The organism is Arthrobacter sp. Cza30 (genome assembly GCF_059090765.1).
In genome coordinates this window covers 476,805-500,973 of the sequence record NZ_JBNHGA010000004.1, presented here as the reverse complement: position 1 = coordinate 500,973, position 24,169 = coordinate 476,805, and the positions used below count along the sequence as shown (strand labels likewise).

The window sequence follows — 24,169 nt, the reverse complement described above, 5'->3', positions numbered from 1 at the left end:
TTCCCAGGGGGACGGATGCTGCGGCATCCGTCCCCCTTTCCATCGCGAGGAGGACGCGTGAGCGACGACTGGAACGCGCGTGTGCGGGCCGTGTGGCAGGACGAGGCGCTGTCCGATGACCAGCGCATCACCCGCATCGACGCGCTGGCCCGAGAGCGGCCCCCCGACGACGGGCGCGCCCTCTTCGAACGCGCCGGCGCCCGCGACGCCGCCGGGCGCGAAGACGCCGCCGAGCCGCTGTACCGGGCCGCGCTGGCCGCGGGCCTGGACGAGGTCCACCGGCCGCAGGCGGTGATCCAGCTCGCCAGCACGCTGCGCAACCTCGGCCGGACCGACGAGGCGATCGGGATGCTGCGCGCCGAGCTCGACCGCACGCCGGCGTCGCCGCTGCGCGACGAGGCGGCCGCCTTCCTCGCCCTGACGCTGGCATCGGCGGGCGATGCGTCGGGCGCGGCATCGCTCGCGCTGCGCACGCTGGCGCCGCATCTGCGGCTCTACACCCGTTCCGTCCAGGCGTACGCCGACGAACTCGCCGGCGACGCCCCCTGATCTGCCCAGGGCGAACACGGCCGGGTCGCCGACGGGGCGCCGGTAGATTCGACTCAGATCCAAGGAATCAGGAGTACACATGGCCGAACCACTTGTCGCGACGAGCGTCTTCGACAGGCTGCTGAAGGACCGCATCATCTGGCTGGGCTCGGAGGTGCGCGACGAGAACGCCAACGAGATCTGCGCGAAGATCCTCCTGCTGGCGGCGGAGGACTCCCAGAAGGACATCTACCTCTACATCAACTCCCCGGGCGGCTCCATCACCGCCGGCATGGCGATCTACGACACGATGCAGTTCGTGCCGAACGACATCGTCACCGTCGGCATCGGCATGGCCGCGTCGATGGGCCAGCTGCTGCTGACCAGCGGCACCAAGGGCAAGCGCTACATCACGCCGAACGCGCGCGTGCTGCTGCACCAGCCCCACGGAGGCTTCGGCGGCACGGCGAGCGACATCCAGACGCAGGCGCAGCTGATCCTCGACATGAAGAAGCGCCTGGCTGAGATCACGGCCGCGCAGACGGGCAAGACCGTCGAGCAGATCAACGCCGACGGCGACCGCGACCGCTGGTTCACCGCCGAGGAAGCGCTCGAGTACGGCTTCGTCGACCACATCCGCGAGCACGCCGTCGACGTGACCGGCGGCGGCGGGACCAGCAACTGAGACCCGCGGCGAAAGAGAGAGAGACCGGAATGCAGACCCCCACTTTCGGCCAGGCGGCTCCGCAGGGCCTCCAGATGCCCGGCAGCCGCTACATCCTGCCGCAGTTCGAAGAGCGCACGGCCTACGGCTACAAGCGTCAGGACCCGTACAACAAGCTGTTCGAGGACCGCGTCATCTTCCTGGGCGTCCAGGTCGACGACGCTTCGGCGGACGACGTCATGGCTCAGCTGCTCGTGCTGGAGAGCCAGGACCCCGACCGCGACATCATCATGTACATCAACTCGCCCGGCGGCTCCTTCACCGCGATGACGGCGATCTACGACACCATGCAGTACGTGTCGCCTCAGATCCAGACCGTCGTGCTCGGCCAGGCGGCCTCCGCCGCGGCGGTCCTGCTCGCGGCCGGCGCGCCGGGCAAGCGCCTCGCGCTTCCGAACGCCCGCATCCTGATCCACCAGCCGGCGATGGGCGAGGCCGGTCACGGCCAGGCCTCCGACATCGAGATCCAGGCCGCCGAGATCATGCGGATGCGCACATGGCTCGAGGAGACGCTCGCGAAGCACTCCAACAAGAGCAAGGAAGAGGTCAACAAGGACATCGACCGCGACAAGATCCTCTCCGCGGAGGAGGCGGTCGCCTACGGCCTCGTCGACCAGGTGCTCACCACCCGCAAGCGCGGCGGTCAGCAGGCGCTGACACGCTGACGCGCGAGCGACGGCGCCCCGCCTCCCGGACCCGGGCGGCGGGGCGCCGTCGCGTCGGACGTTCCGCTGTGGGCGGAGCAGCGGCCCCAGTTCGGCGCGTGCAAATCCACCTGTTGTCGCCGCCGCAGGTTAGGCTCGGAGGACAGCCCGGGGACGATTCCCGCCCGGCATGATCAGGAGGGGCCGCATGGCACGTATCGGTGAGAGCGCCGACCTGTTCAAGTGCTCCTTCTGCGGCAAGAGCCAGAAGCAGGTGCAGCAGTTGATCGCCGGACCCGGCGTCTACATCTGCGATGAGTGCGTCGAGCTGTGCAACGAGATCATCGAAGAGCGCATGGCCGAGTCGTCCTCCGGCGTCGTCGCCGATTTCGACCTGCCCAAGCCGCGGGAGATCTTCGCCTTCCTCGAGGAGTACGTGGTCGGCCAGCAGGACGCCAAGCGCGCCCTGTCGGTGGCGGTGTACAACCACTACAAGCGCGTCCGCGCGCACGGGACCCTGCAGTCGGCCGAGCAGCGCGCCGACGAGATCGAGATCGCCAAGAGCAACATCCTGCTGCTCGGACCCACCGGCTGCGGCAAGACCTATCTCGCGCAGACGCTGGCCAAGCGCCTGAACGTCCCGTTCGCCGTCGCGGACGCCACCGCCCTGACCGAGGCCGGCTATGTCGGCGAGGACGTCGAGAACATCCTGCTCAAGCTCCTGCAGGCCGCCGACTTCGACACGAAGCGCGCTGAGACGGGGATCATCTACATCGACGAGGTCGACAAGATCGCCCGCAAGGCCGAGAACCCGTCGATCACGCGCGACGTGTCCGGCGAGGGCGTGCAGCAGGCCCTGCTGAAGATCCTCGAGGGCACGGTCGCGTCGGTGCCGCCGCAGGGCGGTCGCAAGCACCCGCATCAGGAGTTCATCCAGATCGACACGACGAACGTGCTGTTCATCGTGGCTGGCGCCTTCGCCGGGCTCGAGGACATCATCTCGTCGCGGGTCGGCAAGCACGGCGTCGGCTTCGGCGCTCCGCTGCACAACAAGGGCGACGACCTCACCCTGTTCAGCGAGGTGCAGCCCGAGGACCTGCACAAGTTCGGGCTCATCCCCGAGTTCATCGGCCGTCTGCCCGTCGTCGCCTCGGTGTCGCCGCTCGACCGCGAAGCGCTCATGGAGATCCTCACGGAGCCCAAGAACGCCCTGGTCAAGCAGTACCAGCGCATGTTCGAGCTGGATGGCGTGGACCTCGAGTTCGACCGCGAAGCGCTCGAGGCCATCGCCGATCTGGCCGTCGCCCGAAAGACCGGGGCGCGTGGTCTCCGCGCGATCCTCGAGGACGTGCTCGGACCGATCATGTTCGAGATCCCCTCGACCGACGACGTCGACAAGGTCATCGTGACGCGCGCCGCGGTCGAGGAGGGCGCGCCGCCCACGCTGGTGCTGCGGGAGAAGCGCAAGAGCGCCTGACCCGGTCTCCGTTCGCGTCGGGGTGTCGGTGGCCGGCGATACCGTCGCCAGGTGACCACATCACCCCCGCGACCCTTCTCGATCCGCGTATCGGACGCCGCCGTGCAGGACCTGCACTCGCGCCTGGACAGGTTCCGCGCCCTGCCCGACTCGCCGCGCAAACCCGCTTCCGGGATGTCGGCTGCGTATCTCGCGGAGCTGCTCCAGTCATGGCGGGCGTGGGACTGGCGGCGCCGTGAAGCGTGGCTGAACGCCCACCCGCAGTACCTCGCTGACATCGACGACGCCACGCTGCATTTCGCTCACATCCGGTCCGATCGCGCGGATGCGCCCGCCCTCCTCGTGATGCACGGGTGGCCGCACACGTTCGCGCTGCAGCTCGACTTCGCCGACCTGCTCCCGGACTTCCACGTGGTGGTGCCGAGCTTCCCCGGCTTCGCCTTCTCGACGCCGTACCGGGACGGTCCCATGACCGAGACTCGGCTCGCGCACACGATGCACGTGCTCATGACCGAGGTGCTCGGCTACGAGCGCTATCTCACGTACGGCGAGGATGTGTCGGCGAACGTGAACGATCTCATCGCCGGCACCTATCCGGATGCCGTGGCCGGCGTCCTCGTGACGCACGCGCACTTCCCCTCACGCTCCGAGCGCGCGATGCTCACCGCTGCTGACGAAGTCGCCTTCTTCCGCCGCCTCGACCAGTGGGGCGGCCAGAACGGCGCGTACGGACACGTCCAGGCCACGCGGCCCGACACGCTCGCTGCAGCGCTCAACGATTCTCCCGGCGGACTGCTGGCATGGCTCATCGAGAAGCTCGTGGAGTGGAGCGACGGGTCCGGCGACCAGCCGCGTGATGTCGAGCGCAGCATCTCGCGCGACCGCCTGCTCACCGAGGCGATGATCTACTGGGTCACCGAGAGCATCGGCTCGTCGTTCCGGCCCTACTACGAGGGCGCCGACCGGCCGGCGCCGATGCCGGCCGTGCACGTGCCGGCATCGATCCACATCCAGAAGCACGAGGGCGACTATCCCGAGTCCCTCGCGCGACGGTTCTACAGCGACATCCGCGTCTTCGAGCGCCTCGAGCGCGGCGGCCACTTCGCGGTGGCCGAAGTGCCTCATGAGATGGCCGCGCGTGCGCGCGCGTTCGCGCAGGACCTCGGCCTGCTCTGAGCGGCCCGGCGGTCGACGTCGGCCGGCGACCGGCGGGCCGCTCGGCGCTCAGTCGGCCAGGCCTCGCCGGGCGAGCAGAGGCTGGATGTCGGCATCGCGCCCTCGGAAGTCCCGGTATGCCTCGAGCGGATCCTTCGAACCTCCCACACCCAGCAGGCGATCCCGGAAGCGGTCGCCGTTCTCGCGACGGAGCCCGCCGTTCTCGTGGAACCACTCGACCGTGTCGGCGTCCAGGACCTCGCTCCAGATATAGGAGTAGTAGCCGGCGCTGTACCCGCCCGAGAAGATGTGCGCGAAGTAGGTGGAGGAGTACCGGGTCGGCACCGCCGGGTTGTCCAGCCCGATGTCGGCGAGGGCGGATGCTTCGAACTCGGCGACGTCGATGGCCTCGGCGGCTCGTTCCATCGGAAGCGAGTGCCATGCCTGGTCGAGCCACGCAGCGGCCAGGTACTCGCTCGTGGCGAAGCCCTGGTTGAACGCCTCGGACGCGTGCAGCTTCTCGACGATGGCGGCCGGCAGCGGCTCGTCCGTGTCGATGTGGCGCGCGTACGAGGCGAGGATCTCGGGCCAGTAGATCCACATCTCGTTGACCTGGCTGGGGAATTCGACGAAGTCCCGGAAGACGTTCGTGCCCGCGAAGTGCGGGTAGGTCACCGTCGCGAACAGGCCGTGCAGTGCGTGACCGAACTCGTGGAAGAGCGTGGTGACCTCGTCGAGCGTGAGCAGCGTGGGCTGACCCGGTGACGGCTTGGGGACGTTCAGGTTGTTGACGACGACGGGGAGCGTGTCCCGCAGCCGCGACTGCAGCACGATCGAGTTCATCCACGCCCCGCCGCGCTTGGTGTCCCGGGTGTAGAGATCGAGGAGATACAGGCCCAGGGGAGCGCCGTCGGGGTTGCGCACCTCGAAGATGCGGTTGTCGACGTGGTAACCGGTGAGGTCCGGCCGCTCGGTGAACGTGATCCCGTACAGTTCGGTCGCGGCGCGGAAGACGCCGTCCTGCAGGACCCGTTCGGCTTCGAACCAGGGGCGCAGTGCGGCACGGTCCAGTTCGTACTCGGCGGCGCGGACCTTCTCCGTGTAGAAGGCCCAGTCGTGGGCCTCCAGCGGGAACGGGTCGGCTCCGGCGTCGATGAGCGCCTGCAGCTTCTCCTGCTCGCGTCGTGCATTGCGAGCGGCCGGCACAGCCAGCCGGCGCAGCAGTTCGTGCACCGCCTCCGGCGACCTCGCCGTCTCGTCGGAGGTGATGTAGGCGGCGTGGGACTCGTATCCGAGCAGGGCTGCGCGCTCGGCGCGCAGGCGGACGATCTCCCGCAGCGTCTCGCGGTTGTCGTGGCCGTTCCCTCGGGAACCGCGCGCACGCGAGGCATCCAGGATCCGCTGGCGGGAGCGCCGGTTCGTCAGCGACGCGAGGTACGGATGCCCCGTGAACAGGGTGAGGGTGATCACCCACTTGTCCTCCATGCCGCGGTCGCGCGCGGCTTCGGCAGCCGCGGACAGCTCGCCCTCGGTCAGGCCGTCGAGCTCGGACGGGTCGTCGAACACGACCGCGAGGTCGTTGGTGTCGGCGAGCAGGTTCTTCTCGAACTGCGTCGTGAGGGTGGACAGCCGCTGGTTGAGCTCGGTCAGTCGCGCTTTGGCCTCATCGTCGAGACCCGCACCCGCGTGCGCCATCTCGATGTGGTGCCGCGTGACGAGATAGCGCTGCTCCGGGTCGAGGTCGAGTTCGTCGAGCCGGTCGTGCAGCGACCGGATGCGTGCGAAGAGCCGGCTGTTGAGCTGGATGGAGTCCTGATGGGCAGACATCCTCGGCGCGAGCTCTTCCTCGATGGCCTGGATCTCCGGCGTCGCGTCCGCCGACGACACGGTGTAGAAGGCCCGCGCCACGTCCCCCAGCAGCCAGCCGCTGCGCTCGAGCGGGAGCATCGTGTTCTCGAAGGTGGGCTCTGCGTCTTCGGCGACGATCGCGTCGATCTCCGCCGTGTGCGCGGCGAAGGCGTCCTCGAACGCGGGCAGATAGTGCTCGGGGCGGATCGCCGAGTAGTCGGGCAGTCCGAAGGGAAGGGGGGAGGGGGACAGAAGAGGGTTCTCGCTCGCCATGCGCTCAGCCTAATCAGCAGCGCAGCCGCGGCCGCCGTCCGCCGCACTCGGATGCAAACATCCGGTTGCAAAGTAATGCTTGCAAAGAACTGTTTGCACCGCTATGGTCGAGGCATGAGCGAGGACGTGAACGCCGACGACGCGATCCGCCGGGTCAGGGAGCACCACGGGAGCGACAGGGTGCTGGATGCCGGCGCGCTGAAGGCGCTCGCCCATCCGCTCCGCGTGAAGATCTACGACATCCTCAGCCAGTACGGCGCACAGACGGCCAGCTCCCTCGCACAGCGCCTGGGGGAGTCCAGCGGCGCCACGAGCTACCACCTCCGCGCGCTCGCCAAGCAGGACCTCATCCGCGAGGTGCCCGGGCAGGGCACAGCTCGTGAGCGCTGGTGGGAGCGTCCCCCCGGCGGGGTCGCCTTCACCAACCCCGCCGAGATCGCGACGCCGTCCGGTCGCGCCGCGCACCAGCTGGTGACCGAGGAGTTCTTCCGCCTGCGGCAGCAGCAGCTGCTGCACTTCGTCAGCCGCGGTGTCGATGACGAGGACGAGCGGTGGAAGGACTCCAGCATGGTCTCCACCGCCAGCACACGCCTGACGCCGTCGCAGGCCAGGGAGCTGGCCGCGAAGATCATGGCCCTCGTCGATGAGGCCGTCGAGACCCACCGCGATCAGACCGGCGACGATGTCCGACCGGTGACCATCCGTGCGGACCTGTTTCCGCTTCCTCAGTTGGGAGACCCGTCATGACCGCTTTGTCCATCCCTCGAACCCATGTCCGCGTCACGACGTTCGAACGCGTGCTGCTGCGGGTATCGGCCGCGACGGACCGCTACGTCGCATCCCGGATCGCCCGGCGCACCGGCGACGCGGCGCGCGCGGCGCTGGCCACGCGCGAGAGCGTCGCCGACGCGCGCAGCGATGCGCGCGCGCTCGGCGGCCTGGGAATTCCGCCGCGATGAGCGCAGCCGCCGGCGTCGTGGACGGAAGGCGATCCCGCAGGCGGCGGGGGATCCCGCTCGGCCGGGACTTCGGCAAACTGTGGACGGCGGCGGCCTTCAGCAACCTCGCCGACGGCGTGGGACGCGTCGCCGTCCCGCTCATCGCGACCACCCTGACACGCGATCCGCTCGCCATCTCGGCCATCAGCGCACTGGCGTTCCTGCCCTGGCTCGTGTTCGGCCTTCCCGCAGGCATGGTGGTCGACCGGATCGACCGGCGCCGGATCATGGCGATCGCGAACACGCTTCGCGGAGCGGCAGCGGTGGGCCTGGCTGTGCTGACGGCGACGGGCACCATCACCATCTGGTGGCTGTTCGCGGGCGTCCTGGTGTTCGGACTGGGAGAGACGCTGTTCGACAACGCGACGAACGCCATCGTGCCGGCCCTCGTCCCGCGCCGGGGGCTGGACCGGGCCAACGGGTTCCTGCAGGCGGCTCAGATCACGATCGACAATTTCGTCTCGGCCCCGATCGGCGGGGTGCTCTTCGCCGTCTCCCTGGCGCTGCCGCTGTGGGTGGGAGCGACGGGATACCTCGTGCCGATCGTGCTCGCGCTGCTCCTGCCGATCTCCGCGGCCCGTCCGCTGCAGGAACCTCGCACCGAGTCGACGGCGGAGGGCTCGACCGCGACGGCTCCGGTCATCGCGACGGGGGAGCCGCTGGCCGCCGACGAGCGCGTCGTCGCTCCCGACGACGCCGCCGATCCGGCGCCGCGGGGTTCCGCCGCCGAGCGCGCCGCCTCCGTCTCGGCGGGCGAGGCATTCTCTTACCTCTGGCGCCACCGGTTTCTGCGCGCGATGGTTCTGTTCACGTGCATCGTGGGTTCGGCATTCGCCTTCGCGCAGGCTCCGATCTTCCTGTACTTCCTCGACGAGCAGTCGGTGGACCCCGCCGCGATCGGCCTGGTGACCGCAGGCATCGGTCTGGGCGCGCTGGGGGGATCGCTCATCGCGCCCGCGCTGGTGCAGCGCTTCACGCGCGGCCCCGTCCTTCTGGGAGCGAACCTGGTGGCAGCGCTCGGCCTGTTCGGCGTCTGGGCCGCGCCCGAGCCGATCACGGCGACGCTCGCCTACGCGACGATGGCGTGCGCCGTGTCGATCTGGAACGTCCCGTGGGGAGCCCTGCGGCAGGCCATCGTGCCGGGAAGGCTCTTCGGACGCGTGCTCGGCATCATCCGCAGCCTGACGTGGGGCATCTTCCCGTTCTCCACGCTGCTCGGTGGCTGGGTCGCACGCTTCGACCTGCGCCTGCCCTTCGTCGTGGCCGCCGCGGTGACACTCATCGCCACCGTCGTGTCCGCCCGGCTTCTGCTGGCCGCGTCACGGCACAACGATCCCGCGCCGTAGCGCTCTCAGCCGAAGCCGTCGCCCGGGTCGTTCTGCGCGACCGGCTCGCCGTTCGCATCGAGGGTCACGGTGATCCCGGTATCCAGCTCGGCGATCGGTCGCCCCTCCAGCCACGTCAGCGTCCAGCGCGGGCGCGGCTGACCGTACAGATCGGCGGGGATCGTGGCATCGACGTCGCGGATGCCGCGGCGCAGCGCCTCCGGCACGGCTGCCGGGGGCTCGTCCCCCGAGGTCCAGCGTGTTCCCAGTTGCATGTCAGGCCTCCGGTGCGTCGAGTTCGATGTCGGTCACAGCAAGGGCGTCGGCATCCGCGTACCGGATCTCGGCGATGCGCCCGACAGCTTTCAGGTCCCCTTCCGCCAGCTGCAGCGCAGCCACCGCCGCAGCCGGAGCGGCGATGGTCACCTGCGACACCGAGGCCTTCTGCGACACCTTCGCCTCGGTCTTGGCCCGGCGGATGCCGATGAGCGCCTCTCCGACGATGGCGAGCACGGACGCGTCACCGTCGATGCCCAGCGGCTCGGGCCACGGCGCAGTGTGAACGGACCCGTCGTTGAACCACGACCACGCTTCCTCCGCCGCGAAGGCCAGGACCGGTGCGAACAGCCGCAGCAGCGTCGACAGCGCGGTCCGCAGCGCGAGCGCCGCCGACGCCTGTCCGACGTCGCTCTGGTTGTAGGCGCGCTCCTTCACCAGCTCGAGGTAGTCGTCGCAGAACGTCCAGAAGAACGACTCCGTCAGTTCGAGCGCGCGCGCGTGGTCGAACGCGTCGAGCGCCCTGGTGGCCTCGCGGACGACGCCGTCGAGGGTGGTGAGCATCGACGCGTCCAGCGCATGGGTGACGCGGGCGTCCTCGGGCACCGGGAACGACAGGACGAACTTCGCGGCGTTGAGCACCTTGATGGCGAGGCGGCGACCGATCTTGATCTGCGTCGGGTTCTGCGGGTCGAAGGCCGCATCCGTGCCCAGCCTGCTGGAGGCCGCCCAGTAGCGCACCGCGTCGGACCCGTGCTGCGCGAGGATGTCGGCCGGCGTGACGACGTTCCCCTTCGACTTGGACATCTTCTTGCGATCGGGGTCGACGATGAAGCCGGAGATCGCGGCGTCCGTCCACGGCGACCGGTCATCCTCGAGGGCGCTGCGCAGCAGCGTCGAGAACAGCCACGTGCGGATGATGTCCTGGCCCTGGGGACGCAGGTCGAACGGGGCCACGAGGTCCCACAGCTGCGGATCCCGCTCCCAACCGCCCGCGAGCTGCGGCGTCAGCGACGACGTCGCCCACGTGTCGAAGATGTCCCGCTCGCCGTCGAAGCCGCCGGGCACGCCGCGCTGGTCCTCGGTGTAGCCCGGGGGCACGTCCGTGGTGGGGTCGACGGGCAGCGCGGCGGGGTCGGGCGTGAGGACGCGGTCGTAGTCGCGTTCGCCGTTCTCGTCCAGGGCGTACCACACCGGGATCGGCACGCCGAAGAAGCGCTGCCGCGAGACCAGCCAGTCGCCGGTGAGCCCGTTCGTCCAGTTCTCGTAGCGCACCCGCATGAAATCCGGGTGCCAGGAGATCTCCCGGCCCAGGGCGATGAGCTTGTCGCGCAGCGTCTCGTCGCGCGCGCCGTTGCGCAGGTACCACTGGCGCGTGGAGACGATCTCGAGAGGCCGGTCGCCCTTCTCGAAGAACTTCACCGCGTGCGTGAAGGGCTTGGGGTCGCCCTCCATCTCGCCGGACTCCTGCAGCATCTCGACGATGCGCTTCTTGGCGCTGAACACCGTCTTGCCGGCGAGCTCGGCGTAGGCGCCGCGCGCCGCCTCGGTCACGATCACGTCCGGCGCCTCGGCCATCACTCGGCCGTCCTGGCCGAGGATGGTGCGGTTGGGCAGGTCCAGCTCACGCCACCACACGATGTCGGTCACGTCGCCGAACGTGCAGATCATCGCGATGCCCGAGCCCTTGTCCTGCTGCGCGAGCGGGTGCGCGAGGACCGGCACCTCCACATCGAACAGCGGCGTGCGCACGGTCGTTCCGAAGAGAGGCTGATAGCGCTCGTCGTCCGGGTGCGCCACGAGTGCCACGCACGCGGGAAGAAGCTCCGGGCGCGTCGTCTCGATGAAGACGTCGCCGCTGCCGTCGGCCTTGTGGAACGCGACGCGGTGGTAGGCCGCCGGCTGGTCGCGGTCCTCGAGCTCGGCCTGGGCGATGGCGGAGCGGAAGTCGATGTCCCACAGGGTCGGCGCGAGCGCCTGGTACGCCTCGCCGCGCTCGAGGTTGCGCAGGAACGCCAGCTGGCTGGTGCGGATGGTGTCGTCGGAGATCGTCCGGTAGGTCTGCGACCAGTCCACGCTCAGGCCGAGCGAGCGCCACAGCGCCTCGAAATGCTTCTCGTCCTCGACGGTCAGCTTCTCGCACAGCTCGATGAAGTTGCGACGGCTGATCGGCACCTGATCGGCCGCGCGGCTGGACTTGTTGTCACCGCCCTCGAACGGCGGCGTGAAATCCGGGTCGTAGGGCAGCGAGGGGTCGCACCGCACGCCGTAGTAGTTCTGCACGCGACGCTCCGTCGGCAGCCCGTTGTCGTCCCATCCCATCGGATAGAACACGGTCTTGCCGCGCATGCGCTCGAAGCGCACCTTGACGTCGGTGTGCGTGTAGCTGAAGACGTGCCCGATGTGGAGACTTCCCGACGCCGTCGGCGGCGGAGTGTCGACCGAGAAGACGCCGGCGCGGCCCACCTCGGCGGCACGCACCCGGTCGAACAGGTACGTGCCCTGCGCGGTCCAGGCTGCATCCCACTTCGCTTCGAGACCCTCGAGTGCGGGCTTGTCGGGAATCTGCGCGTCGGCCATGGGTCTCCTCGTGCGATATGTGCGGCACTGTGTGAGCGTGCCTGAGTGTGGATGCCGGCACGAGTCTACCGTCGCCGCCGCGCCTGCCCGGCGCGTCAGCGCGGAGAGGCCACGGCCTCCCGATCGGCCACGGAGGCCTCGTCGGCGGCCGTGTCGAGCTCCGCGTCCAGCGACGCATCGCGCTCGAGCGGCTCGGCCTCGCGGTCGACCGGCTGCGCGGCCTCCACGGGGTGCACCGGGCGCAGCGTCGCGGCGGCGGCGATGCCGAGGGCGAGCAGGATGCCGGTGGCCCCGGCCCCGATGAGAACGGCGCCCAGGAGCGCCACGGACTGTCCGACGTACACGTCCACACCCGTGGCGGTGCCGGCGTTCAGCGTGGTCGTCATCGTGCCGAGCCTGTCGCTCAGGATGTACGCGCCTGCGGCGATGGTTCCTGCGGAGGCGAGGACGAGGACCCAGAACGGGATGCTGCGGATCAGGCGGGGGCGGATAGGCATGGGAATCACTCCTCGTGGGCGCGGCCCGGGCGGCCACGGCATCCGTCCACTCTGGCATGGCCCCCGGGACGGGGCCTCAGCGGGGCCTATGGATCCGCTGTGTCCGCTCAGCGCCGAGGGTGCGCGAGCGCGACCGGCGCCTTGAGGTGCACGACGACCGCCGTCATCGCGGCGACGAGGACCACCGCGAGGACCATGTGGATGTTCACCAGCCAGATGGGAAGACCCGTGCGCGCCTGCCAGAGGCCGACGCCGACCTGCGCCAGCTCGACGACGAGCAGGAGCGCGGTCCACAGGCGCAGCTGCAGTGCCGGGGGAGTGCGCCACGCCCCGACCAGGAGCACGACCGTGAGGGCGAGCGTGGCGTATGCGGGCCACGAGTGCACGTGCTGCATGAGCTCCGGGTCCAGTCCGTTGCGCGCGGCGCCGCCGTCGCCGGCGTGCGGGCCTGAGCCGGTGACGAGGATCCCGACGACGACCGTCACGAGCACCAGGGCGCTGGTCACATGGGTGGCGACCGCGAACCAGCCGGGCACGGCGCGCTCACGCGGACCGGGGGCGGCGTAGACGCGCGCCACGAGGACCGCCGAGAGGGCGACGAGGATCACCGATGCGAAGTAGTGCAGCCCGACGACGTAGGGGTTGAGGTTCGTCAGCACGGTGATCCCGCCGATGATCGCCTGCAGTGGGACGTAGAGGCCGATCCCGAGGGCCAGCCAGAACAGGTCGCGCCGTTCGGCCCGCATGCGCACCACGAGGAGGAACGTCACGATCGCCACGGCGACCAGCACGAAAGTCAGCAGCCTGTTGCCGAACTCGATCACCCCATGGATCCCCATCTCGTGCGTGGCCACGAAAGAGTCGGCGGTGCACTTGGGCCAGGTGGGGCAACCGAGCCCCGACCCGGTGAGCCGGACGAGGCCACCCGTTCCCACGATCCCGATCTGCACGACGAGGGTCGCCCACGCCGCGGCGATCACCCGGCGGTCCACGGTGGTGGGCAGCCGGCCCCACCACCGCTGGAAGGGGCTGGCGGCAGGCGTCGTCGTCGGTTCCGCGGACATGGTCGTCGTCGCCTCCTGTGCTCGGCTCCCCGCACCCGCGGGAACAGACGCGGCGCGTCCGGTGGGGGGTGGAACCTGTAGAATCGAGGGGTCGGTCACGCGCGCACTCGACCGGTACGGACGAAGGCGCGGAGCACCACCGACAGTCTAGGCGCGATGGTCGGCGCCACTTGAGAGGGCCCACGAGCGGCATCCGCCTCCGGTGACTCCACCGGAGGAACCGGACTGCCGGGGCGGATGACACCGCAGGGCCCGGAGGAGAACGTGACGATGTCTGATGTGCTGATCGATCGCCCGGAGCTGGACAGCCTGGGGGTCTACGAGTTCGGCTGGCATGACCCCGACGCCGCCGGCGCGAGCGCGAAGCGCGGTCTCAACGAGGCCGTCGTCCGCGACATCTCGGCGATGAAGGCGGAGCCGGAGTGGATGCTGAAGAACCGGCTCAAGGGGCTGCAGCTCTTCGAGCGCAAACCCATGCCCACGTGGGGTGCTGACCTGTCGGAGATCGACTTCGACAACATCAAGTACTTCGTGCGCTCGACCGAGAAGCAGGCGCAGTCCTGGGAGGACCTTCCCGAGGACATCCGCAACACCTACGAGCGGCTGGGCATCCCCGAGGCCGAGCGCTCCCGTCTGGTCGCCGGCGTCGCCGCGCAGTACGAGTCCGAGGTGGTCTACCACCAGATCCAGGAGGACCTGGAGCGACAGGGTGTCATCTTCATGGACACCGACACGGCGCTGCGGGAGCACCCCGAGTTCTTCGAGGAGTACTTCGGCACGGTGATCCCCGCCGGCGACAACAAGTTCGCGGCGCTGAACACCGCGGTGTGGTCGGGCGGATCGTTCGTGTACGTCCCCAAGGGCGTGCACGTGGACATTCCGCTGCAGGCGTACTTCCGCATCAACACCGAGAACATGGGCCAGTTCGAGCGGACGCTCATCATCGCCGACGAGGGCTCCTACGTGCACTACATCGAGGGCTGCACGGCGCCGATCTACAAGAGCGACTCGCTGCACTCCGCGGTCGTCGAGATCATCGTCAAGAAGAACGCCCGCGTGCGCTACACGACGATCCAGAACTGGTCGAACAACGTCTACAACCTCGTCACCAAGCGCGCCGTCGCTCACGAGGGCGCGACGATGGAGTGGATCGACGGCAACATCGGCTCCAAGGTGACGATGAAGTACCCGTCGATCTTCCTGATGGGCGAGCATGCCAAGGGCGAGACGCTGTCGGTCGCCTTCGCGGGACCCGGGCAGCACCAGGACGCCGGCGCGAAGATGATCCACATGGCGCCGTACACGCAGTCCTCGATCGTGTCGAAGTCCATCGCGCGCGGGGGTGGTCGAGCCGGCTACCGCGGCGAGGTCCGGGTGGATGCCAACGCGCATCACTCCGCCAACACCGTCCGCTGCGACGCGCTGCTGGTGGACACCATCTCGCGATCGGATACGTACCCGGCCATCGACATCCGCGTCGACGACGTCCAGCTGGGGCACGAGGCGACGGTGTCCAAGGTGAGCGAGGAGCAGCTCTTCTACCTCATGAGCCGCGGCCTCCCCGAGGACGAGGCCATGGCGATGATCGTGCGCGGCTTCATCGAGCCGATCGCCCGCGAGCTGCCCATGGAATACGCGCTCGAACTCAACAAGCTCATCGAGATGGGCATGGAAGGATCCGTCGGCTAGATGAGCGCTGCGACTCAGGCCCCCGCCACCGTTCCCGGAGCGAAGGGCCACACCGACGGTGCCGGTGCCTTCGTGCCGGTGCAGACCCGTTCCGAGCGGCTCCGGTCATACGACCCGGCGGCGTTCGAGACGCCGACCGGTCGTGAGGTCAACTGGAAGCACACCCCGGTCGGCCGCCTCGCGCGCCTGTTCGCCGATGTTCCGGGCGACCCGGGCGCTGTGCCCTTCGCGTTGACCGGTCCGGTCACGGCGGCCGGGCTCGCGATCGGCTCCGCACCGCGCGGCGAGGTGTTCGTCCCCGAGGACCTTCCTGCGGCCGTCGCGTGGACGCGGTCCCGGGAAGCGCTGTACATCTCGATCCCCGCCGAGGCCGAGCTCGACGAGCCGGTCGTCGTGGCGGCGAACGGCACGGGCTCCGACCTCGTCGCGCACGGGCACGTCGTGATCGAGGCATCCCGCCACAGCCGCGCCACCGTGGTGCTGCGGCACGCGGGAGCGGCGCAGTTCGCACAGAACGTCGAGATCATCGTGCGCGAGGGCGCCCAGCTCCAGGTCGTCACCGTGCAGCAGTGGGACGACGACGCCGTCCACGCGGCATCCCACCAGGCTCGCGTGGAGCGTGACGCGACCCTGCGGCACGTGGTCGTCAGCTTCGGCGGCGGCGTGGTGCGGGTGAACCCCAGCGTGGAGCTCGCCGGCACCGGATCGCGCGGCGAGCTGTACGGCCTGAGCTACTCCGACTCCGGCCAGCACCTCGAGAGCCAGGTGTACCTGCACCACAAGGGCGCCGAGACCACGGGCGACGTGCTGTACAAGGGTGCGCTGCAGGGTGAGGCCGCACGCAGCGTGTGGATCGGCGACGTGCTCATCGGCCGCGACGCCGTGGGCACCGACTCGTACGAGGCCAACCGCAACCTCGTGCTCACCGACGGCGCGCGCGCCGAGTCGATCCCGAACCTCGAGATCGAGACGGGCGACATCCGCGGCGCCGGGCACGCCAGCGCCACCGGGCGCTTCGACGACGAGCAGCTGTTCTACCTGCAGGCGCGCGGCATCCCCGAGGACGAGGCGCGCCGTCTCGTGGTGCTCGGCTTCCTCGCCGAGATCGTGCAGAAGATCGACGTCCCGGCGCTGCAGGAGGAGCTCTTCGCCGCCATCGAGGACGAGCTCGCCGAAGGAGTCGCCCGATGACCGCGCAGCGCGTCTGCGCTCTCGGCGACCTGGTGCAGGACGAGGCTCAGCGCTTCGAGCTCGACGGCGTGGCGATCGCTGTCGTCCTCGACGCGAACGGCCAGGTGCACGCGATCGGCGACACCTGCACCCACGGCGACATCTCGCTCGCCGAGGGCTTCGTCGACGGCGACGCGCTGGAGTGCTGGGCTCACGGCTCGGCGTTCTCGCTGCGCACCGGCAAGCCCCTCAACCTCCCGGCCTACGAACCCGTCCCGGTGTTCCAGGTCACGATCGACGGCGACGACGTCCTGATCGATCCCGCTGTCAAGCTCGAAGTGAACTGAAGAAGGTACCCACGAATGTCTGTCCTCGAGATCCGCGACCTGCACGTGACGGTCGAGACGGATGCCGGCACCACGCCGATCCTCAACGGCGTGACCCTCACGATCCGCACCGGTGAGACCCACGCCATCATGGGCCCGAACGGCTCCGGCAAGTCGACCCTGGCCTACACAATCGCCGGTCACCCGAAGTACACCGTCACCGCGGGCACGATCACGCTCGACGGCGAGGACGTGCTGGCCATGTCGGTCGACGAGCGCGCCCGCGCGGGCCTGTTCCTGGCGATGCAGTACCCGGTCGAGATCCCGGGCGTCACCGTGACGAATTTCCTCCGGACCGCGAAGACCGCCGTCGAGGGCGAGGCCCCGTCCATCCGCACGTGGACGAAGGACGTCAAGGCGTCGATGAAGAATCTCCGCATGGATCCCAAGTTCGCTCAGCGCAACGTCAACGAGGGCTTCTCCGGCGGAGAGAAGAAGCGGCACGAGATCCTGCAGCTGGAGCTGCTGAAGCCTCAGATCGCCGTGCTCGACGAGACCGACTCGGGCCTGGACGTCGACGCGCTCAAGATCGTCTCCGAAGGGGTCAACCGCGCTAAGGCCGAGACGGACCTCGGCGTGCTGCTGATCACGCACTACACGCGCATCCTCCGTTACATCCACCCCGATTACGTGCACGTGATGGTGGGCGGACGCATCGTCGAGGAAGGCGGCCCCGAGCTGGCCGACCGCCTCGAGGACGAGGGCTACGACCGCTACCTGCCCGCCGGCGAGGAGGAGCCCGCCGAGGCTCCGGTCGAGGCCTGAGCGGCGCCGTTCGCGACGCGCACGCGTAGGATCGTTATATGACCGCAACACTCACGGCCGAGAAGTACGACGAGGTCACCGAGGCCCTCAAGGACGTCATGGACCCCGAGCTCGGGATCAACGTCGTCGACCTCGGCCTCATCTACGACCTGGCCTGGGACGACGAGAACGACGCGCTGGTCATCCACATGACGCTGACCTCGGCCGGGTGCCCGCTGACCGACGTGCTCGAGGAGCAGACGGCTCAGGCGCTGGACGATGTCGTGGAGCGCTTCCGGATCAACTGGGTCTGGATGCCGCCGTGGGGCCCGGAGCGGATCACCGACGACGGCCGCGACATGATGCGGGCGCTCGGCTTCGCGATCTGAGGTCTCCGGCCCTCGGTAGGGTCGTACGGTGAGCGTCACCCCCCTGCAGACCCTTCCGATCGAACAGCTTCGCCGCCGCTCGAGCACGAAGTGGCGGCACTACGGCGACGACGTCCTGCCGCTCTTCGTCGCCGAGACCGACTTCGCGCCCGCGCCGGCGGTCACCGCGGCACTGCACCAGGCGGTGGAACTGGGAGACACCGGCTACACGCCGCCGGACCCCGGGGTCGCGACGGCGTACGCCGCCTTCGCCGAGCGACGCTTCGGCTGGACGGTGGATCCGGCGCGCGTGCGGACCACCTGCGACGTGATGATGGGCGTCGTCGAGATCCTCCGCGCGGTGACGCGCCCGGGGGACCGCGTCGTCGTGACGCCCCCGGTCTACCCGCCGTTCTTCGAATGCGTGCCCGAAGCCGGCGCCGTGGTGGAGCGCGTGCCGCTTCTCGACACGGGCGCATCGTGGCAGCTCGACCTCGGCGGAATCGAGGCGGCGCTCGCCGGCGGTGCGCGCGCGGTGCTGCTGTGCAACCCGCACAACCCCACCGGCACCGTCCACTCCCGGGAGTCTCTCGCGGCACTGGCGGACCTCGCCGCGCGATTCGACGCGGTCGTGGTCAGCGACGAGATCCACGCCCCACTCACGAACGTCGGCGCCCGGTTCACGCCGTTCCTGGACGCATCACCGGTGGCCGCACGCGTCGGGTACGCCGTCACCAGCGCCAGCAAGGCCTTCAACCTCGCCGGGCTCAAGTGCGCGCTCATGGTCACCGCCGATGACGCGACCGCCTCGGTGGTGCGAGGGCTCCCCGCCGAGGTGGAGTGGCGCACCGGCCTGTTCGGCGCCATCGGCGCCGTCGCCGCGTTCTCTGCCGAGAGCGACGCCTGGCTCGATGCCCAGCTGGCGGCGCTCGATGTCAACCGGAGGCTGCTGGCGCAGCTGCTCGACGCGCACGTCCCGGGCGCTCGCTATCGCGTCCCCGACGCCGGGTTCCTCGCGTGGGTGGATCTGTCCGCTCTCGGCTGGGGCGACAACCCGGCCGTGAAGATCCTCCGCGACGCCCGGGTCGCGCTGCATTTCGGACCGCAGTTCGGCGAAGAGGGCCGCGGGCACGTGCGCATCAACTTCGGCTGCGCGCCCGACATCCTCCAGGACGCCGTCGAGCGCATCGGTCACCTGGCGCGCGCATGACGGCGCCCGAGGCGAGTGGAGCGGGCGTCTGGCACGCCCGCTACGTCTGGGTCACGGTGGGCGCCGTCGCCCTGATTTTCCTCGCGGCGATGCAGTCCCTGGCGATCACCACCGTGATGCCGGTCGTGAGCGCCGATCTCGACGGCGAGCAGCTCTACGCCGTCGCGTTCGCGGGCACTCTCGCGACGAGCGTGATCGGGATGGTCGTCGCCGGCGTCTGGTGCGATCGCGGCGGCGTGCTCACTCCGCTGACCACCGCGGTCGTCCTGTTCGTCGTCGGACTGCTCATCGCGGGACTCGCGCCCACCATGCCCCTGCTGGTGGCCGGGCGACTGGTGCAGGGGCTCGGAACGGGCGGGCAGACCGTGGCGCTGTACGTCGTGGTGGCACGCGTGTATCCCACGCCGCTGCACGGTCGCGTCTTCGCCGCGTTCTCTGCCGCCTGGGTGGTGCCCTCGCTCATCGGACCGTTCCTCGCGGGCGCCGTCACGGAGTTCCTGCACTGGCGGTGGGTGTTCCTGGGCGTGGCGGTCCTGACGGTCGTCGCCTTCGCGATGGTGGCGGTCCGGCTGCACGGGCTGCCGCTGCACACCGAGGATCCGGCTCGTGGGCGCATCGGACCGCGCCTGGGGTGCTCGATCGCCGTCGCCGTCGGGGCGCTCGGGCTGAGCCTTGCCGGAGAGCTCGAGGCCTGGGCGTGGGCGGCGGTCGTCGCTTCCCTGGTCCTCATCGGGCTCGCTGCCCGTCCGCTGTTGCCTCGCGGCACCCTCATCGCCGCACGGGCGCTGCCCAGCGTGGTGCTGATGCGCGGCCTGATTGCGGGAGCCCTCTTCGGCGCCGAGATCTACGTCCCCTACCTGCTGATCGATCACTACGACTTCTCGCCGACCTGGGCGGGCCTCGGACTGACCGCGGCGGCCCTCGCGTGGGCGGCCGCCGCCGACGTGCAGGGCAGGTTCGGCGACCGGCTCGGCAACACCCGGATCACGCTGGTCGGATCCGCCCTGCTCGTGATCGCACTGGTCAGCGCCGCATGCACGGCGCTGTGGTACCTGCCGCCGGCCGTCATGATCGCCGGCTGGGCCTTGGCCGGTGGCGGCATGGGATTGATGTATCCGCGTCTGACCGTGCTGACGCTGGCCTACTCCACCCCGCAGAACCAGGGGTTCAACTCGTCGGCCCTCTCCATCTCGGATGCCGTCGGCTCGGCCACCGCCATCGCGGCGATGGGCCTGACCTTCACGGCGCTGGCGGGAACGGGCGCAGGGTTCCCGGCGGTGTTCGCCATCGGCATCCTGCTCGCGCTCGCGGCATTGGTGCCGGGCCTGCGGCTCGGTCACGCGCAGGAGGAGGTCCGCGTCGGACGGTGACGCATAGGCGGCGCTGATTTGGTTCACAGGGCAGGTAAGGCTAGCCTAACTGCGTGAGCTCTTCCGTCGCCGTACGCACCCGACCCGCGTACCGTCCCTACGCCGCCACCGTCGCGGACGTGCAGCGGCTGTCCCCGCACTTCGTGCGCGTGGTGTTCACGAGCGCCGACTTCGACGTCTTCGGCACCGCCGGCCTCGACCAGCGGGTGAAGCTCATCCTGCCGGGGACCGACGGTCGTGTCAGCGACATCGGGCAGCATGACCCGGACGCGATCGATGCGGGGGAGTGGTACGCCACGTGGCGGGCCATCCCGCACGAGGTGCGCAGCCCGTTGCGCACGTACACCGTGCGTCGCATCGACCCCGGAGCTCGTCTGCTCTCCGTCGACTTCGTCGTCCACCACGACGCCGGGCCGGGGGGCGCATGGGCCGCACAGGCCGCCGTCGGACAGGAGATCGTCGTGGTCGGTCCCGACCAGCGCAGCGACGGGTACCGACTCGGTCTGGACTGGCATCCCGGCACCGCCCGCCGCGTCGTGCTCGCCGGCGACGAGACGGCGGCACCGGCCATCTCGGGGATCCTGGAGAGCCTGGACGACTCGTACGAGGTGGACGCGTTCATCGAGGTCCCCTCGGCGGCCGACGCCCTCGACCTGGACATCCCGGAGGGCTTCCGCGTGACGTGGCTGGCCCGCGGCGAGCGGGAGCACGGCGCAGCGCTCAGCGAAGCGGTCACCGCGTGGAGCGCCGGAGCCGGCGACGTGCTGGTGCACGCCGCCGCCCCGCGCACGCAGGAGCTCACCGAGATCGACGTGGACCGCGACCTGCTGTGGGACAGCCCCGAGGACGCCGAAGGCGAGTTCTACGCGTGGATCGCGGGCGAGGCCGCCATGGTCAAGGGCCTTCGGCGCCATCTCGTCCAGGGGTGCGGCGTCGATCGCAAGCGCGTCGCGTTCATGGGCTACTGGCGCCTGGGACTGTCCGAGCGACAGGAATGACCGCTGCTCGCGCTCGGCGCGGGCGCCTCCTTCTCTTCGCCGCCGTCGCGCTGCTGCTCGTCGCGGTGCTCGCCAGTCTCATGATCGGCGCTCGCGCGGTGCCGCCGGGCGTCGTGCTCGACGCTCTCGTCCGGCCCGACATGTCGCTGGCCGATCACAGCGTGATCGTGACGCAGCGCGTGCCACGGACGGTGATCGGCATCGTCGCGGGGGCCGCGCTGGCCCTCGCCGGCACGCTGATGCAGGGCCTCACTCGCAACCCGCTGGCGGATCCGGGCCTGCTCGGCGTCAACGCCGGCGCATCGGTCGCCGTCCTCTCCGCGATCACGCTGTGGGGGATCACCGCCCCGTCGGGGTTCGTCTGGTTCGCGTACGCGGGCGCCGCCGTGGCCGCCGTCGTGGTCGCCGTCATCGGCACGCGCGGGCCGGACGGCTCGAGCCCCGCCAAGCTCGCCCTGACCGGAGCCGCCGTGACGGCGGGTCTGACCGCGGTCACGACGCTGATCCTCACGACCTCCATCACCGCGTTCGACGTCTTCCGGTACTGGCAGGTCGGCGGGCTCACCGCGCGCGGACTGGACACGGTCGGCGTGGTGATCCTCCCGGTCATGGTCGGCGCCGTCATCGCGCTCGTGTCGGCGCGCGGCCTCGATCTCATGGCGCTCGGCGATGCCACCGCGAAGGGGCTGGGCCACAGCGTCGCCCGCACCCGCGCGGCCGGAATCGTCGCGACGGTGCTGCTGTGCGGCGGGGCCACCGCCATCGCCGGCCCCATCGTCTTCCTCGGTCTGCTCGTCCCGCACGCGCTGCGCGCGGTCGTCGGCAGTGACTACCGCTGGCTGCTGGCGACCGCCGTCCCCGCCGGCGCCGTCGTGCTGCTGGCGGCGGACGTGCTGGGGCGCGTGATCGCGCTTCCGGGGGAGGTGCAGGCCGGCCTCGTCGTGGCCTTCGTCGGCGCGCCCGTTCTGATCTCACTGGTCCTTCGCCGAGGGCGGGTGGCGCTGTGACAGCCTCCGCCGTCCTCGCCATCCGTGCGCGCACACGGACACGCCGCATCGCTGTGGTCGGCGCCGCTCTGCTCGTGGGGCTGATCGTCGCCACGACCGCCTTGACCGTCGGCGACTACGCCATCTCGCCCGGCGACGTGTGGCGGACGCTGTGGGGAGGCGGTGACCGGGCCCAGGCGTACGTCATCTTCCAGGTGCGCGCACCCCGGCTGGCGATGGCGCTGGTGGTCGGGGCGGCGCTGGGCGCCGCCGGTGCGCTGCTGCAGGCGCTGCTGCGCAACCCGCTGGCGAGCCCGGACCTTCTGGGCATCTCGGGAGGCAGCGGCGTCGCCGCCGTCTTCGCCCTGCTGGTGCTCGGCATCGGCGGACCGCTGCTGGCCGTCGCCGCGTTCGCCGGCGGCCTCGTCGTGGCGTCGTTCCTGCTGTTGGCGGGCCACCACCGATCCGACGGCGGCTACCGGCTGATCCTCGCAGGCGTCGGCGTGGCGTTCCTGTGCACCGCGGTCACGAGCTTCCTGATGGTGAGGGCTCAGGTCGAACTCGCGCAGGCGGCGCTGATCTGGCTCACCGGGAGCCTCGCCTCGACGCCGTGGTGGAACGTCCTCACCGTCGCCGTGGTGACCGTCGCCGCACTTCCCGCCGTGGTCGCCTGCGCACGCTGGCTCCCGATCGTGCAGATGGGGTCCGCGACGGCCGCGTCGCTGGGCGTGCGCGCCTCGACGGTGAAGGTCGTGACGGTGCTCACCGCCGTGCTGCTGACCGCCGTCACGTGCGCGTTCGCAGGGCCGATCTCGTTCATCGCACTGTGCGCTCCGGCGATCGCACGCCCGCTGCTCGGACATGGCGCGGTGGCCGTGGGCACGAGCGCGGCGGTCGGAGCGGCGCTGCTGGCGGCGGCCGACATCGTCGCCCAGTTCGCCATCCCCGGCTACGCCATGCCCGTCGGCGTGGTCACAGGCGCCATCGGGGCGATCTTCCTGCTGTGGCTGCTTGCGACGTCGAAAGGAAGACAGCTGTGACTTCCGCATCCGCCCCTCGTCTGACCGCCCGCGGGCTGACCGCGGGGTACCCCGGCCGTCGCGTTATCGAGGACCTCGACCTGGAGATCGCCCCCGGGCGCATCACGATGATCATCGGCGCCAATGCGTGCGGGAAGTCGACGCTGCTCAGCGTGCTGGCACGGGTGAATCCGCCGCTGGGCGGACGCGTCGAGCTCGACGGCGTCGACACCGCGACGCTCCCGCGGCGGCGCTTCGCGCAGAGCGTCGGGCTCCTCCCGCAGCATCCGAGCGCCCCCGAGGGCCTCACGGTGGCAGAGCTGGTCTCGCGTGGGCGTCATCCGCACCGCGGCGTCTTCCAGCGCTGGAGCGCCGCGGACACCGCCCGCGTCGACGACGCGATGGCGAAGACGGGCGTGGCGGCGCTGGCGGACCGGCCCGTCGGCGACCTCTCGGGCGGTCAGCGCCAGCGCGTCTGGATCGCGATGGCGCTCGCGCAGGAACCGCGCATCCTGCTGCTGGACGAACCCACGACCTTCCTCGACCTCAGCCACCAGATCGAGGTGCTCGACCTGCTGCGCACGCTGAACCGCACGGACGGCACGACGATCGTCGTGGTCCTCCACGAGCTCAACCTCGCCGCCCGCTACGCGGACGATCTCGTCGTGATGAGCCGCGGCCGCGTCGTCGCGCACGGAGCCCCCGCCGACGTCCTCACCAGCGACGTCGTCGCGCAGGCCTTCGACCTGGACGCCCTCGTCATGCCCGACCCCCTGACCTCGACCCCCCTCGTCATCCCCGTCCCCGGCGGCGCGCACGCCGCGGCCGACGAGGCGTGAC

General features: G+C 70.2%; 24 protein-coding genes. 19 read left to right on the top strand and 5 right to left on the bottom strand.

Translation table 11 applies throughout. From position 1 onward, the window contains the following. Nucleotides 1-57: 57 nt before the first annotated feature. From AC5RVZ_RS15970 to AC5RVZ_RS15950, 5 genes are all read left to right on the top strand, one after another. Complete coding sequence (locus AC5RVZ_RS15970; RefSeq protein WP_494066749.1) at nucleotides 58-549, top strand: tetratricopeptide repeat protein; 492 nt, start codon at nucleotides 58-60, stop codon at nucleotides 547-549. A gap of 79 nt (nucleotides 550-628) precedes the next feature. Then, nucleotides 629-1,213, top strand: coding sequence for an ATP-dependent Clp protease proteolytic subunit (locus AC5RVZ_RS15965; protein ID WP_494066748.1), 585 nt, complete (start codon nucleotides 629-631; stop codon nucleotides 1,211-1,213). A gap of 29 nt (nucleotides 1,214-1,242) precedes the next feature. Further along, on the top strand, nucleotides 1,243-1,917 hold the full coding sequence (locus AC5RVZ_RS15960; protein WP_494066747.1) for an ATP-dependent Clp protease proteolytic subunit: 675 nt from the start codon (nucleotides 1,243-1,245) through the stop codon (nucleotides 1,915-1,917). Between the two features lie 187 nt (nucleotides 1,918-2,104). Then, entirely contained in the window at nucleotides 2,105-3,373 is a 1,269-nt protein-coding gene (gene clpX, locus AC5RVZ_RS15955; protein WP_494066746.1) for an ATP-dependent Clp protease ATP-binding subunit ClpX, read from the top strand. A 51-nt stretch (nucleotides 3,374-3,424) separates the two neighbouring features. Further along, complete coding sequence (locus AC5RVZ_RS15950; protein ID WP_494066745.1) at nucleotides 3,425-4,549, top strand: epoxide hydrolase family protein; 1,125 nt, start codon at nucleotides 3,425-3,427, stop codon at nucleotides 4,547-4,549. A 48-nt stretch (nucleotides 4,550-4,597) separates the two neighbouring features. Here the strand turns inward: AC5RVZ_RS15950 and AC5RVZ_RS15945 are convergent, their stop codons facing one another. Continuing rightward, nucleotides 4,598-6,649 (bottom strand): M3 family metallopeptidase, encoded by a 2,052-nt coding sequence (locus AC5RVZ_RS15945; RefSeq protein WP_494066744.1) that lies wholly within the window; start codon nucleotides 6,647-6,649, stop codon nucleotides 4,598-4,600. A gap of 114 nt (nucleotides 6,650-6,763) precedes the next feature. Here AC5RVZ_RS15945 and AC5RVZ_RS15940 point away from each other — a divergent pair, with 114 nt between their 5' ends. Genes AC5RVZ_RS15940 through AC5RVZ_RS15930 form a run of 3 tightly spaced genes read left to right on the top strand, consistent with a single transcriptional unit; the run spans nucleotide 6,764 to nucleotide 8,993 of the window. Continuing rightward, on the top strand, nucleotides 6,764-7,396 hold the full coding sequence (locus AC5RVZ_RS15940; protein ID WP_494066743.1) for a helix-turn-helix domain-containing protein: 633 nt from the start codon (nucleotides 6,764-6,766) through the stop codon (nucleotides 7,394-7,396). Further along, a complete protein-coding gene (locus tag AC5RVZ_RS15935; RefSeq protein WP_494066742.1) occupies nucleotides 7,393-7,608 on the top strand; it encodes a hypothetical protein in 216 nt (71 codons plus the stop codon). Before AC5RVZ_RS15940 ends, AC5RVZ_RS15935 begins: the two co-directional genes overlap by 4 nt. Then, nucleotides 7,605-8,993: an MFS transporter gene (locus AC5RVZ_RS15930; RefSeq protein WP_494066741.1), complete on the top strand. Its 1,389-nt coding sequence runs from the start codon at nucleotides 7,605-7,607 to the stop codon at nucleotides 8,991-8,993. The genes AC5RVZ_RS15935 and AC5RVZ_RS15930 overlap by 4 nt, the downstream gene beginning before the upstream one ends. 5 nt (nucleotides 8,994-8,998) lie before the next feature. Here AC5RVZ_RS15930 and AC5RVZ_RS15925 read toward each other — a convergent pair whose 3' ends face one another. From AC5RVZ_RS15925 to AC5RVZ_RS15910, 4 genes are all read right to left on the bottom strand, one after another. Next, nucleotides 8,999-9,247, bottom strand: a complete 249-nt coding sequence (locus AC5RVZ_RS15925) for a hypothetical protein (RefSeq protein WP_494066740.1) — start codon at nucleotides 9,245-9,247, stop codon at nucleotides 8,999-9,001. 1 nt (nucleotide 9,248) lies between these two features. Continuing rightward, nucleotides 9,249-11,828: a valine--tRNA ligase gene (gene valS, locus AC5RVZ_RS15920; protein ID WP_494066739.1), complete on the bottom strand. Its 2,580-nt coding sequence runs from the start codon at nucleotides 11,826-11,828 to the stop codon at nucleotides 9,249-9,251. 95 nt (nucleotides 11,829-11,923) lie between these two features. After that, complete coding sequence (locus tag AC5RVZ_RS15915) at nucleotides 11,924-12,325, bottom strand: dinucleotide-utilizing enzyme (RefSeq protein WP_494066738.1); 402 nt, start codon at nucleotides 12,323-12,325, stop codon at nucleotides 11,924-11,926. A 107-nt stretch (nucleotides 12,326-12,432) separates the two neighbouring features. Continuing rightward, nucleotides 12,433-13,389: a COX15/CtaA family protein gene (locus tag AC5RVZ_RS15910; protein WP_494066737.1), complete on the bottom strand. Its 957-nt coding sequence runs from the start codon at nucleotides 13,387-13,389 to the stop codon at nucleotides 12,433-12,435. Between the two features lie 270 nt (nucleotides 13,390-13,659). Between AC5RVZ_RS15910 and sufB the strand changes: the two genes are divergently transcribed. The 11 genes from sufB to AC5RVZ_RS15855 are packed head-to-tail and all read left to right on the top strand — an operon-like array spanning nucleotide 13,660 to nucleotide 24,168. Next, nucleotides 13,660-15,078: a Fe-S cluster assembly protein SufB gene (gene sufB / locus AC5RVZ_RS15905; protein WP_494066736.1), complete on the top strand. Its 1,419-nt coding sequence runs from the start codon at nucleotides 13,660-13,662 to the stop codon at nucleotides 15,076-15,078. After that, nucleotides 15,079-16,269 carry a Fe-S cluster assembly protein SufD gene (sufD, locus tag AC5RVZ_RS15900; protein ID WP_494066735.1) on the top strand — a complete coding sequence of 397 codons (1,191 nt, stop codon included), beginning with the start codon at nucleotides 15,079-15,081 and terminating at the stop codon, nucleotides 16,267-16,269. Then, the gene (locus tag AC5RVZ_RS15895) at nucleotides 16,266-16,595 is read left to right on the top strand and encodes a non-heme iron oxygenase ferredoxin subunit (protein WP_494066734.1); all 330 of its coding nucleotides are present in this window, start codon (nucleotides 16,266-16,268) and stop codon (nucleotides 16,593-16,595) included. The genes sufD and AC5RVZ_RS15895 overlap by 4 nt, the downstream gene beginning before the upstream one ends. A gap of 15 nt (nucleotides 16,596-16,610) precedes the next feature. Beyond that, nucleotides 16,611-17,399 carry a Fe-S cluster assembly ATPase SufC gene (gene sufC, locus AC5RVZ_RS15890; RefSeq protein WP_494066733.1) on the top strand — a complete coding sequence of 263 codons (789 nt, stop codon included), beginning with the start codon at nucleotides 16,611-16,613 and terminating at the stop codon, nucleotides 17,397-17,399. Between the two features lie 38 nt (nucleotides 17,400-17,437). After that, nucleotides 17,438-17,767, top strand: a complete 330-nt coding sequence (locus AC5RVZ_RS15885) for a metal-sulfur cluster assembly factor (RefSeq protein WP_494066732.1) — start codon at nucleotides 17,438-17,440, stop codon at nucleotides 17,765-17,767. A 28-nt stretch (nucleotides 17,768-17,795) separates the two neighbouring features. After that, a complete protein-coding gene (locus AC5RVZ_RS15880) occupies nucleotides 17,796-18,956 on the top strand; it encodes a MalY/PatB family protein (RefSeq protein ID WP_494066731.1) in 1,161 nt (386 codons plus the stop codon). After that, nucleotides 18,953-20,326: an MFS transporter gene (locus tag AC5RVZ_RS15875; protein ID WP_494066730.1), complete on the top strand. Its 1,374-nt coding sequence runs from the start codon at nucleotides 18,953-18,955 to the stop codon at nucleotides 20,324-20,326. The genes AC5RVZ_RS15880 and AC5RVZ_RS15875 overlap by 4 nt, the downstream gene beginning before the upstream one ends. Nucleotides 20,327-20,379: 53 nt before the next feature. Further along, entirely contained in the window at nucleotides 20,380-21,324 is a 945-nt protein-coding gene (locus AC5RVZ_RS15870; protein ID WP_494066729.1) for a siderophore-interacting protein, read from the top strand. Then, nucleotides 21,321-22,331 (top strand): FecCD family ABC transporter permease, encoded by a 1,011-nt coding sequence (locus AC5RVZ_RS15865; RefSeq protein ID WP_494066728.1) that lies wholly within the window; start codon nucleotides 21,321-21,323, stop codon nucleotides 22,329-22,331. Before AC5RVZ_RS15870 ends, AC5RVZ_RS15865 begins: the two co-directional genes overlap by 4 nt. After that, nucleotides 22,328-23,350 carry a FecCD family ABC transporter permease gene (locus tag AC5RVZ_RS15860; RefSeq protein ID WP_494066727.1) on the top strand — a complete coding sequence of 341 codons (1,023 nt, stop codon included), beginning with the start codon at nucleotides 22,328-22,330 and terminating at the stop codon, nucleotides 23,348-23,350. Before AC5RVZ_RS15865 ends, AC5RVZ_RS15860 begins: the two co-directional genes overlap by 4 nt. After that, the gene (locus AC5RVZ_RS15855; protein ID WP_494066726.1) at nucleotides 23,347-24,168 is read left to right on the top strand and encodes an ABC transporter ATP-binding protein; all 822 of its coding nucleotides are present in this window, start codon (nucleotides 23,347-23,349) and stop codon (nucleotides 24,166-24,168) included. Before AC5RVZ_RS15860 ends, AC5RVZ_RS15855 begins: the two co-directional genes overlap by 4 nt. Nucleotide 24,169 lies beyond the last annotated feature (1 nt).